This is a genomic window from Chitinophaga sp. SYP-B3965 (genome assembly GCF_009647655.1).
Classification (GTDB): Bacteria; Bacteroidota; Bacteroidia; order Chitinophagales; family Chitinophagaceae; genus Chitinophaga.
Map to the genome: position 1 here is coordinate 167,781 of NZ_WJFD01000005.1, position 11,710 is coordinate 179,490.

The following is an 11,710-nucleotide window of genomic DNA, read 5'->3' on the forward strand; positions in this document are numbered from 1 at the left end:
CAGGATATGAGAAAGAACCGTTACCATATAGTACTGATTTGTTGCCTCGTGGCCGCGCTACCAGCGTCCGCGCAAGACCTGCATTTTTCTCAATACTTTAATTCACCCTTATCTACTAATCCGGCTAATACAGGTTTTATACCGGATGGCAACTATCGCTTAGGTATCAATTACCGTAATCAGTGGGCTACCATTCCGGTGCCGTATAAAACGATGTCCCTGTTTGGAGACTTCCAGCTTTTCCGTGACCAGCTCACGTATGGCTGGGTTGGGATAGGTGGTATGCTGCTGCGCGATGTGGCAGGGTCAGGCAACCTCACCTCTACAAAGGGATATGGTTCTATTGCGTATCACCAGTTGCTGGGCCAGAGCAGTTTGCTCTCTGCCGGTTTCAATGTGGGTTACGCTAATAAAAGAGTAGACCTGAATAAACTCACCTTCGGCTCACAATGGAACGGGAACTTCTTTGATTCCCAGATGGCATCCGGCGAACCGATCGTGAATTCTTCTACAGGATATTTTGATATGCAGGTGGGAATGAACTATGCTTTCTTCCCGAATGAACAGATCTATATCAATGGTGGTTTTTCTGTTCACCACATCAATGAGCCCCGTGAAACTTTTTATAGCGGAGATAACCAGATAGACAGGCGTTACATTGGTTTCTTAAATGCGAGTTTCAAACTGAATGACTATATTATTTTAAACCCCAGTGCATATTATGCAACCCAGGCTGGTTCCAGGGAAATAATGGCTGGTGGTTATGCTGCTTACAATCTTTCCGGTGATGGAACGAAGCAGGTTTTTGGTGGTGCGTATTATCGTTTTGGCGATGCATTTGCCTTACTGGTAGGATACCAACTGAACCAGTTCAGGCTGATGTTCAATTACGATGTAACAGCCAGCCAGCTGGCAGCTTCCAATCAGCGGCAGGGTGCATATGAGCTGAGCCTGATCTATACAGGCCTTTACCCGAACCGCAGCTTTGCCAATGCAAAACGTTATACGTTATGCCCCTCTTTCTAAGGGCATTAAAGAAACGTTAATGTGCGAGGCAGATCGGCAAAAAACAGATAATTTAGCGGGCATAATTACTACCCATGAAACGTATGATCTTTGCTGTTTTGCTTCTTGTGAGTGTTCAGGCAGCTTCCGCACAATACTATCAGACAGATTCTGCAAAAAAAGGGTTTGATCCCAGCCGTTTGCTGATCGGCGGATCGGTTGGTTTTGCATTTGGAGATTATACGTTTGTGAATATTTCCCCGCTGATCGGTTACCGCCTTTCTCCCATGTTTGCAGCAGGGATCAATATCAATGCACAATATGCTTCACAGAAGTTAAATGATAATACCGGGTTCACGTACGAAAGGAATAATTATACCATGTTCGGCGGTGGCATCTTTGCGCGTTTTTATCCCTTCCAGCAGTTCTTCCTGCATGCACAGCCGGAATATAACAGCATCACCATGAAACGTTCAGAATACGACTTTGATCCTGTTAAAAGGACCAAAGATACCTACGGTGCACCCAGCCTTTTGTTAGGTGGCGGATATGCGCAGCCGATAGGAGGGAACGCAGCGTTTACCATCATGATCCTGTATGATGTATTGCAGGATAAGAACTCCCCTTATATGAACCGCCCTATATTCTCCGGCGGTATTAACATTGGACTCTAATATAAATACTTAATATACAGTTAACATCGGTCTGGTTTGCATAGTATTATTTTGTGCACGTAAAAACTGTGCGCAAACAATGTCCCGTACCTTAGAAGATTTACCGGATAACTTGCTTTTAAGGCAATGCAAAGAAGGTAGCGAAGCGGCCTTTAATGTATTGTTCCGCAGGTATTTTGATGATCTTCTGCAATTCGCCGCATGGCAGCTCAAAGACCATGAACTGGCAGAAGAGCTGGTGATGGACCTCATGTTAAAGCTTTGGCAGCAAGATCCGGACACCGCCGAAATACAGCATTTGGGCCAGTATCTGTTCCGTTCCGTAAAAAATTCGATCATTAGCCAGTGGCGGAAAAAGGCACTGTCATTCATCCCGATTGAAGACCTGGCGGAATCCGGGGAACCGCTTACAAGGTCTGCCGATTATCAATTGATGGATTCAGAAGCAGCAACCATTTACCAGGGTAAGCTGGCTGAATTGAGCCCCCAGCGCCGTTTGGTTTACACAATGAGCAGAGAGCAGGAAATGACCCATGCAGAAATTGCTCTCGAAACGAATCTTTCCATTCATACAGTAAAAAATCATGTGAAGGCTTCCCTCCATTACTTCCGTGAAAACCTGAAACCCTACACAGAAATTACTTTTATCCTCCTTTCTTTTCTTTTTTAAAAAAAACTGATCCTGCCATTAGCCCTTGCATGCCTTTTTTGCGTGTGTATAGATGAAGGGGCTATACAAATGACACAAGAAACAGACAAAGCATTCATCAGAAAATTTATAGCAGGCAATTGTACTCCGGAAGAACAGGAGCGCATGAAAGTGTTCATGCAGCAGCCGGGTGCAGAAGAACTGTTCGATGAAGTGCTGAATGAAAACTGGCAGGAATTTAAAAAGGAGGAGCAAACCCCTGATACCTATATCCAAAGCTTTCAGCAGCGTTTGAAGGAACGGCTGGGTACAACAGCGGATCTACAACCCAGGCCTCTTGTAAAACGTCTGAATTTTTACCGTTATGCGGCAATGTGGGCGGCTTTCCTGGTTTTAGGTGCGGCAACCTACGGCGTATGGCAGTTTTCTAAAAAGGATACGGTACAACCGCCAATTACCATGCTTTCCAGCCACAATCCTGATGGACAACGCTCCAGGATAATTTTGGCAGACAGTTCCATTGTTACCCTCGGCGCGGGTAGCAGGCTTAGTTACCCGGAACGTTTTCCCGGAAATACCCGTGAAATTTCGCTGGAAGGGGAAGCTTTTTTTGAAGTAGCAAAAGATCCAAAGAAACCTTTCATTGTACATACTGGTACCGTACAGACACTGGTACTGGGCACCTCCTTTAAGATCAATGCCTTTAAAGGTCAACTGATATCTGTAGCAGTTGCTACAGGAAAGGTACAGGTGGAACGAAAAACAACCGGCGCTGCCCTTGCGGTATTGTTACCTGGGGATGAAGTAGCATGGGACCCTGTTTCCGATAAAGCAATTGTAAATCATGTACAAACCGAAGATGTAACCGGATGGGTAAAAGGCAAACTTTCCTTTGTTGGTGTACCATTATCTGAAATGGCTGTATCTCTTGAACGCTGGTATAATGTGAAGATCGTGATCCGCAACAGGAAAATACGGGATTACAGGATGAGCATTATCCTCGATGGCACCTTACCGTTGAAACAGTCATTGGAAGTATTGAAGGCTACCGTGAAAGCAGACTATCAGATAACCGGGAATACCGTAATTATTCAATAACAAATTCAAGCAGGAGGACTATGATATAAGCAGCTAACAAATAAAAAACCGCTCCCGAAACGGGGAACGGCCTGATGATTTTACTAAGCCATTGGTTTGACGGCCTGGTGGCTTAATAGAAATACCTGTGCAGCAAAATGCTACGCCGATTAACAGCTTTTTTCATTTAAGAAAAAAACGATAACACACGAAATTATGCAAAATGTAGTACAAAACTACGATGGCCCTTCAAATAGTTGTGCCGGAATACCTGCTATAACAGGCAATGAGCAGGGAACGAATGATACTTCCATTAAAGATAAAATAGTATACCTGATGAAGTTATCTTTTATGATACTGATCTTACAGTACACTTTTGCCGGAGTGCTGATTGCAGCAACTGCCAGCGGCCAGGATCTGAACAGCGTAAAAGTAGACCTGAACCTTAAAAATGCCGGGATAGCGGAAAGCCTGCTCACGCTCCAGCGCCAGAGTGGGATAAAGATTTCATTTTTTGAACAACTGTTTGAAAAAGAAACGAAAAAGGTTACGCTTCATACGGGCAGTATTTCGGTAAGTGATGCACTGAAAAGCATATTGAGCAATACCAATCTACGCTACAAACGCTTTAATAATTTTGTAGTGATAGAAGCCAAACCCATCCCGGTAAAGCCAGGAAGGATCTCCGGCAGGATATCGGACGACAGAGGTGAAACACTGCCAGGTGCATCCATTAAAGTGATTGAAACCGGCAACGGAACACAGGCAGGTGCGGACGGGAGTTATATTTTAAATATACCGCCGGGTACATATACTTTAGAGATCAGCTATATGTCGTTCACCACACAACGGGTTACAGGTGTTGTAGTGACGGAAGATAAAAATACGCCATTGGATATAGCGCTGAAACCAGATGCCAAAGGATTGAAGGTAGTAGTTGTTACCGCTACTTACCGGAAAGCATCTATAGAGGGGCTCCTTACCCGTCAGAAAAATGCAGCGGAAGTAAGCAATGGGATCAGTGCAGATCAGATCAGCCGCACCCCGGATAAAAATATTGGTGAAAGCCTGAAACGCATCAGTGGAGTAAGTTCCATAGACAATAAGTTTGTACTGGTCCGCGGCATTGGTGAACGTTATAATGCTGTTATGCTGGATGGAACAGTACTGCCAAGCACTGAAGCACAAAGCCGCTCCTTTTCTTTTGATCTGATCCCTTCCAATATGGTGGACAATGTAGTAGTCAGCAAAACGGTGACGCCGGATATGAATGCCAGCTTTGGAGGTGGGCTGATCCAGGTGAATACCAAAGATATCCCGAACGAAAATTTCACCACCTTTTCCGCCGGTGTTTCTTATAATGATCAGGCAACCGGTAAAGATCTTATCAGTCATAAAAGAGGTAAATATGATTATCTGGGGTTTGATGATGGCAGAAGGGCTTTCCCAAAAGGGTTGATCTCCCAAACAAGTACAACCACTCCGGAGCAAACCACTGAACAAAGCAGGAGATTTACCAACGATAATTTTACTGTTTATCATAATAATGCCGCTCCTTCGCAGAATTATCAATTTACCATCGGGCGTTTGCTTGCCCTGGATACAGCAGGCAGTAAGAAATTCGGATTTACCGGTTCCATCAGCTACCGGAATACGCAGAGCAACAATATCATCGGTCAGCAAAGACGTGCTAATTGGGAAGATCAATCTATAAATACCGGAAATGCTTATGGATTTAATACTACCTGGGGCGGATTATTAAATGTGGGTTTGCAGTTAGGCAAGAGCCGCTTTAGTTTTCGTAATACTTATACGCATTTGTATGATAATGCACTCGTACGTATTACAGGAGACAATACGAACCTGCCTATGGACGAAGGGATGCCACCAAACCGTATCCAGGAAGCGGATGATCCCACGTTCACGGACCTGTTACAAAATAAGTTAAGTGGCCAGCATCAGTTAGGTAAAATAAAAGTTGAATGGGATGTAGCCAGAACGTCCGTTAGCCGGGAAGAAAAGGACATGGTCATTGCTGAAAGCCGCGCCTTAAAATTAGGAAGCCAGTACGAGTATTACTATGTAATGGGCAGTATCAGGGAGCCGCGTATCGATCCTACTTCAAGACAGAATTATCATAACAGGGAACAGCATTATTCCTGGAATGTATCGGCCACTATTCCTTTCAACCTGGCAGGCATCCGCAGCAGTATAAAAACGGGTTACTTCGGCAACCAAAAAAAGGCTGATTTTGATTGGGTGATCGTTCCTTTTACAGCCGATCCGGCGAAACTTCCTGACAGTCTTAAGTATCTCTCTATCGGAGAAATGATCAAGCCAGGGCATTTAGGGCCAAACGGATTTCAGTTTGTGGTGAATTCACAGGATTCCTATGCGGGCAAGAGCAGCAATCACGCAGGTTTTATCATGTTTGATAACCGGTTGTTGGATAAGCTGCGCCTGGTTTGGGGTATTCGTGGAGAATATTATCAATACACAGAGATCAATAATCCTAACAATATTAACGAAACGGTTTACAGCATTAAACCAGACCCGCACTGGCAATGGCTTCCTTCTGCTAATTTAACCTACAGTCCGCTTTCATCGCTTAATGTCAGAGCGGCGTATTCCAGCAGTGTGGTTCGTCCGGAGTTGATGGACAACAGCCAGTTCTGGCGGTATAGCCCCTATCTTGGCGGTCAGTATGGTAACCAGGGTTTATACAGTACCCGGATCAATAGCTGGGACTTTAAAACGGAGTGGTTTTCCGGTTTGGGAGAGATCATTTCTGTTGGAGCCTTCTATAAAAAGTTCGACAAACCCGCAGAACTGACTATCCGCATGCAAAGCGGTAATACATCTTATTATTTGAAAAGCTCCGATTGGGCAAAAGTATATGGATTGGAGTTTGAACTGCGGAAGAATTTCGGGTTTATAGCAGATAGCCGGATACTGCATAACCTGTCTGTATATGGTAACCTCACCTTGCAAAAAGCAGAAGTGAGAGCCACCTATCTTGTTAAAAATCCTGTTGCAGGGCAACCTGATCTGGATGCGCCAAGCAAACAAAGCCGGCCAATGTATGGTCAAACCCCCTACCTGATCAATGCCGGGCTGCAATATAATGGTGATCACTTCGGCTTCAATGTGATGTACAATAAATCCGGTATTAAAACCTATCTCGTTAGCGAAACACCTGATTTAGTGGAATATGAAAATGACAGGGAGCAGATAGATGCTCAGATCAGTTACCGCTTCCTGAAAAAAAGACTGGAGATCAAGCTGAATGCTGGAAATCTATTAAACAAGCCGTCAGTATTTTATCGCAATTCAGGCAGCTATGAGCCTAACCCAGACTATACACCTGGTGCTGATGGAGATATCAGCAATGCACAGCGGTTAAAGCCTGGTTTTACTGAAAAGTTTGAGGAAGGTGATCAGGTAACGTTTAGCCAGAAATTTGGCAGGACGTATAGTGCATCGCTTACCTGGAATTTCTAATCATATAAAAAGATAATGAAAACACAAATTATAAACGCAGCAATTATTATCCTGCTAACATTATTCTCTGCTTGTGACAAGCAGGAACCACTGCTGGCTGAACCGCCTAAAGTTGTTCGTCTTCTTCTTACGGGATATACGCCGAAGAAACTTGAATTTCTATACAAGGACAGTGTTATTGCGGTAGGAAACGTTGTTTCTTCAGGCGCTACTTTCCTGGCAACTGCATTAATTCCTATCGAAAGTCAAAGCGGGGAAATTAAGATAAGGGAAGAAGGATCTGTTGATATTATAGATACCAGAACCATTACATCTGCGCCTTTTGAGCAAAGTATCAATATATACTATGACGGCAGCAACGCATACAGCCAGGTTGTAAGTTACCAGGTGAGAGGCTATGCTTCATCAGGTGAATTGGAGTTCTTACTGGATGGTAATGTTATTGCAACCGGCACGAGTGATATCAATAAATTACTTACAATTCCTATGAATGCAGGTGATACCAGGGAGCTTCAGGTACGAAAGAAGGGTACTACAATCCCTTTAATTACGAAAAGTGTTCCTGCATCGCCGGCCACAGGTCAATCCATTAAATTCTTTTTTGATGGTATTAATATGGTAGATAATATCCAGATCAATCCTCCTGCGAATGCGGCTAATATGGCCATTACTGCGCAGTTTAAATCAACTTATACTACAGGAGCTTATTTGTTTACAGGTGGTGACGAAATTGATCTTGTTTTTTATATCCGAAATAAAAGCACCAGTGTTATTACAAAGGCAGCCCCGGAAATCAGGGTAACGATGCCTACTAATGGTAATTTTGCTTCATTTGAATTACCGCCACTGCCGGATGCTAATTACGAATACAAATTTGATATTTGCACGAAAGGAGCAAATACCTCTCCTTATAATACTTCGAATGCCGCTATAAAGCCACTTGTTGTAAACGAAGGGAAGTCTACGCTTGCAGGCACTTCTATTGCTTTTGAAGCGGGTGCATCAAAGCTATTTTTGATAAAGGATTTCAGGCAACTTAGGACTACTCCGGCTCCACCAAGCAATATTTTTATAGGTCAGATCACTGACCTGTCTCAATACTTCCAATAGATATGCAACCGTTTTTTAAGGCAGGTGCTCAGCGCCTGCCTTATTTTATTGGTTTGGCCAGAGAGGTAACTGCACAGCTTTGCGTTGAATTCGTTATTTTTATTTGACTAAATAAAAAGCGTAGCAGATGAATGACTCATTAAAGAACCTGAAGGACCGTGACTGGACAGAAACCAAAGCTCACTCGAGCTGGCAGATATTCAAGATCATGGCGGAGTTTGTTGAAGGCTTTGAAACATTGGCAAAGATCGGCCCTTGCATATCCATATTTGGTTCAGCCCGTACAAAAGAAGGGAATCCTTATTATGAACTCGCACTGGAAGTAGCGAGCCGCCTGGCAGAAGACGGATTTGGTATTATCTCCGGTGGTGGCCCCGGTATCATGGAAGCCGCCAATAAAGGCGCGCAGAAGGTAAAAGGTAAAAGTGTGGGCCTGAACATTACCCTTCCACATGAACAATATCCTAACCAGTTTATCGATTACGATAAAAGCGTCAACTTCGATTATTTCTTCGTTCGCAAAGTAATGTTCGCCAAATACTCCCAGGGCTTTATCATGATGCCCGGTGGGTTTGGAACGATGGATGAATTCTTTGAAGTAGCCACCCTCATTCAAACCAAGAAGATGACGGAAACGCCATTGGTGCTGGTAGGTAAAGAATACTGGAGCGGTTTGCTGGAATGGATAGATGCCGTGATGATGAAAAAGGAAAGTAATATCCATCCGGAAGATCTGAACCTGCTGAAAGTGTTTGACACAGCAGATGAAGTGGTGGAATATTTCCGTGTGTTCTACACAACAAACAGGTTACGTCCGAACTTCTAGTATTACGATAAGCATATATACATATGCTATATATTTATCCAGCGTAAAAATATTGTATATATTTACTTTAGTCACGCCTATCATTGAACCCGAATTTTTTCAGGTCAATAGTTGTGTCTATTAATGGTTAACATGGGGTAAAGAGCCTGGTATTATTATCAGGCTCATTTTTTTTATATAGGTTTGCAAAAAATATTGGGCATGGAGGTAATACCACAGGAGATTCAGGCGTTTGCTGAGAAGTACACGACTCCGGAAACGGACCTATTGTATCGTTTACACCGGGAAACGTACCTGAAAGTGGAGCAACCTCATATGCTGAGCGGCCATCTGCAAGGGAGGTTCCTCACCATGATCAGTCAGCTGATCAGGCCGAGAAGGATACTGGAGATAGGCACCTACACAGGGTATTCCGCTATTTGCCTGGCACAGGGTTTGGCGGAAGACGGCCATCTGCACACCATAGATATGAATGAAGAACTGGAAGCGATCTGTGCAAAGTATATAGCAGAAGCGGGCCTGGAAAGCAGGATCACGCAGCACATTGGTAAAGCGGCCGGCATTATTCCACAACTGGATGAGGTATTTGACCTGGTGTTCATTGATGCGGATAAGGCAGGTTATGGCGGATACTATGATATGATATGGGAAAAACTCCGCCCCGGTGGTTTTATCCTCGCGGATAATATCCTGTATCATGGAGAAGTATTACTGGCGGAAAGTGAACAGAGCAATAATGCCAAAGCGATGATCCGCTTTGCAGAAAAGGCCATCGCCGATGATCGTGCAGAAACGCTCCTGCTGAGCCTGCGCGATGGGGTACTGATGATCCGTAAGAAGTAGTAGCACCGACCCATTTAAATTCAACATATTCATGCAAATCAAATCTTATTGCCTGATGATCTGCCTGGTGCTGGCCGGAGCTTTTAAAGTTTCCGCACAAAGCGTAAGCACCCCGCAGTACATTGAAACGTACAAGAACCTGGCGATGGAAGAGCAGCGCCGTTCCGGTGTTCCCGCCGCTATTAAACTGGCGCAGGGCATCCTGGAAACACAGTCCGGCAATGGCTGGCTGGTGCTCAATTCCAACAATCACTTCGGGATCAAATGCAAGAATAACTGGAACGGCAAAAGCGTGAACTACGACGATGATGCCCGCCAGGAATGTTTCCGTAAATACGAATCTGCGGAGGAATCCTGGAAAGATCATTCTGATTTCCTGCACAATAATCCCCGCTATAAATTCCTCTTTGATTTTGATCCTACGGATTATAAATCCTGGGCCTATGGGCTTAAAACAGCAGGTTATGCCACCAGCAAAACTTATCCGCAGCAACTGATCCAGATCATTGAAACATACAACCTGCAGCAATACAATGCCCTGGCCATGAGTAATGCGCCCATTCCTGAAGGGCCGGTATTTGTTGAAAACACTGCTACGGCTCCTGCTCCTGCTTCGGCTGAAGTAAAAGAGGTAAATAAACCGCAATACCCTGAGGGTACAGAGTTCCGCATCAACGGCCGTAAAGTGATCCTCGTTAAAGAAGGCACGGCATTGATACAACTGGCCAGTGAAAAAGACATCCGCCTCAGCAACCTGCTCAGCTATAACGATCTTACAGAAGATGTGCCGCTGGAAAAAGACATGCTCATTTTCCTGCAAAGCAAAAACAAACGTGGCCAGAATGATTACCACATTGTAGCACCGGGTGAAACTATGCATGATATAGCACAGGCAGAAGGTATACAGCTGAAATGGCTGCACAAGCGGAATAAGATGGAAGAAGGGGATCAGCCGGCTGCAGGAGAGAGGATAGCACTGGATGGGTATGCTTCCTCAAAACCAAAACTCGGTAGTAACTCTGTAGCGAAAGTAGATGACTATAAAGACCTGAATCCCCGCCAGATCATTAAAGATGTAAAAGAAGAGATTGCCAAAGCAACTGCTGCCCCGGTTGCTAAAGCAGGCCCGGCAGCTCCGGCAGGCAAAGCGCCTGCGCCTGAAAGAGGGATTCCCCGCGAAATGGTAGAAGACCTGAAGAAAGTAGGCTCTGTAACGCCGGCAGGTACTTCCGGCACTGGCACTGCTGGCTCTTCCGCCGCTTCAGGCGCCAGATACCATACCGTAACAGAAAAAGAAACACTCTACAGCATCTCCCGCCAGTACAGCGTAACCGTTGCGCAATTGCAGCAATGGAACAACCTGCAGGAGAATGGCATCAAAATAGGCCAGCAACTGATCGTTAGAAAATAGCCTGTATATGACTATAAAAGTACACGATAAACACTTCGAGCCGTATCTCGATGAAGCTACCCTGCAACAGCGCATTAAAGAGCTGGCAAAGGAGATCAGCGATGACCTGCAAGGCTCTAAGCCCTTATTCATCGGTATCCTGAACGGATCTTTTATGTTTGCAGCTGACCTGTTCAAACACCTTTCCATTGAAGCGGAGATCTCATTCATCAAACTGGCTTCGTATAAAGGCACCAAATCTACCGGTAACGTTATTACTGCCATTGGCCTGGAGGAAGACCTCTTTGGCCGCACCGTAGTGATCGTGGAAGATATTGTGGACACCGGTAAAACCCTCAGCCAGTTCCTCCCCCAACTGGAACACCAGCAGCCTAAGCAGCTTTTGGTAGCTTCCCTCCTCAATAAACCCGACGCAATGACCCATAAAGTGCAGATAGACTACCTGGGCTTTACCGTTCCCAATAAATTCCTGTTGGGCTATGGCCTTGATTATGATGGCTTAGGAAGAAATCTGCCGGAAATATACCAGTTAACCGACTAAATTTTAGCCCGGTTCCAACAACTAATTAAATATTTCCTTAATTTTATGTGTCGTTGTATGTAATAAATTTACG

General features: G+C 44.6%; 10 protein-coding genes. All 10 read left to right on the forward strand.

Annotated features, from left to right (window positions below; all coding sequences use genetic code 11):
• Positions 1-6 precede the first annotated feature (6 nt).
• Positions 7-1,026, forward strand: a complete 1,020-nt coding sequence (locus tag GFS24_RS23955) for a PorP/SprF family type IX secretion system membrane protein (RefSeq protein WP_153664053.1) — start codon at positions 7-9, stop codon at positions 1,024-1,026.
• 74 nt (positions 1,027-1,100) lie between these two features.
• On the forward strand, positions 1,101-1,679 hold the full coding sequence (locus tag GFS24_RS23960; protein WP_153664055.1) for a hypothetical protein: 579 nt from the start codon (positions 1,101-1,103) through the stop codon (positions 1,677-1,679).
• A 79-nt stretch (positions 1,680-1,758) separates the two neighbouring features.
• Positions 1,759-2,349 (forward strand): RNA polymerase sigma factor, encoded by a 591-nt coding sequence (locus GFS24_RS23965; protein ID WP_153664057.1) that lies wholly within the window; start codon positions 1,759-1,761, stop codon positions 2,347-2,349.
• A gap of 69 nt (positions 2,350-2,418) precedes the next feature.
• The gene (locus GFS24_RS23970) at positions 2,419-3,426 is read left to right on the forward strand and encodes a FecR family protein (RefSeq protein ID WP_153664059.1); all 1,008 of its coding nucleotides are present in this window, start codon (positions 2,419-2,421) and stop codon (positions 3,424-3,426) included.
• A gap of 195 nt (positions 3,427-3,621) precedes the next feature.
• On the forward strand, positions 3,622-6,906 hold the full coding sequence (locus tag GFS24_RS23975) for a TonB-dependent receptor (RefSeq protein ID WP_153664061.1): 3,285 nt from the start codon (positions 3,622-3,624) through the stop codon (positions 6,904-6,906).
• A 15-nt stretch (positions 6,907-6,921) separates the two neighbouring features.
• Positions 6,922-8,016 carry a hypothetical protein gene (locus GFS24_RS23980; protein WP_153664063.1) on the forward strand — a complete coding sequence of 365 codons (1,095 nt, stop codon included), beginning with the start codon at positions 6,922-6,924 and terminating at the stop codon, positions 8,014-8,016.
• A gap of 127 nt (positions 8,017-8,143) precedes the next feature.
• A complete protein-coding gene (locus GFS24_RS23985; protein WP_153664066.1) occupies positions 8,144-8,842 on the forward strand; it encodes a TIGR00730 family Rossman fold protein in 699 nt (232 codons plus the stop codon).
• A 201-nt stretch (positions 8,843-9,043) separates the two neighbouring features.
• Positions 9,044-9,685 (forward strand): O-methyltransferase, encoded by a 642-nt coding sequence (locus GFS24_RS23990; protein ID WP_153664068.1) that lies wholly within the window; start codon positions 9,044-9,046, stop codon positions 9,683-9,685.
• A 31-nt stretch (positions 9,686-9,716) separates the two neighbouring features.
• On the forward strand, positions 9,717-11,096 hold the full coding sequence (locus GFS24_RS23995; RefSeq protein ID WP_153664070.1) for a glucosaminidase domain-containing protein: 1,380 nt from the start codon (positions 9,717-9,719) through the stop codon (positions 11,094-11,096).
• A 7-nt stretch (positions 11,097-11,103) separates the two neighbouring features.
• A complete protein-coding gene (hpt, locus tag GFS24_RS24000) occupies positions 11,104-11,637 on the forward strand; it encodes a hypoxanthine phosphoribosyltransferase (RefSeq protein WP_153664072.1) in 534 nt (177 codons plus the stop codon).
• Positions 11,638-11,710: the final 73 nt, after the last annotated feature.

What these genes read in the sequence shown, in the direction of transcription:
- GFS24_RS23955 (WP_153664053.1), top strand. Translation starts at nt 7, where the DNA reads ATGAGAAAGAACCGTTACCATATAGTACTGATTTGTTGCCTCGTGGCC.
- GFS24_RS23960 (WP_153664055.1), top strand. Translation starts at nt 1,101, where the DNA reads ATGAAACGTATGATCTTTGCTGTTTTGCTTCTTGTGAGTGTTCAGGCA.
- GFS24_RS23965 (WP_153664057.1), top strand. Translation starts at nt 1,759, where the DNA reads ATGTCCCGTACCTTAGAAGATTTACCGGATAACTTGCTTTTAAGGCAA.
- GFS24_RS23970 (WP_153664059.1), top strand. Translation starts at nt 2,419, where the DNA reads ATGACACAAGAAACAGACAAAGCATTCATCAGAAAATTTATAGCAGGC.
- GFS24_RS23975 (WP_153664061.1), top strand. Translation starts at nt 3,622, where the DNA reads ATGCAAAATGTAGTACAAAACTACGATGGCCCTTCAAATAGTTGTGCC.
- GFS24_RS23980 (WP_153664063.1), top strand. Translation starts at nt 6,922, where the DNA reads ATGAAAACACAAATTATAAACGCAGCAATTATTATCCTGCTAACATTA.
- GFS24_RS23985 (WP_153664066.1), top strand. Translation starts at nt 8,144, where the DNA reads ATGAATGACTCATTAAAGAACCTGAAGGACCGTGACTGGACAGAAACC.
- GFS24_RS23990 (WP_153664068.1), top strand. Translation starts at nt 9,044, where the DNA reads ATGGAGGTAATACCACAGGAGATTCAGGCGTTTGCTGAGAAGTACACG.
- GFS24_RS23995 (WP_153664070.1), top strand. Translation starts at nt 9,717, where the DNA reads ATGCAAATCAAATCTTATTGCCTGATGATCTGCCTGGTGCTGGCCGGA.
- hpt (WP_153664072.1), top strand. Translation starts at nt 11,104, where the DNA reads ATGACTATAAAAGTACACGATAAACACTTCGAGCCGTATCTCGATGAA.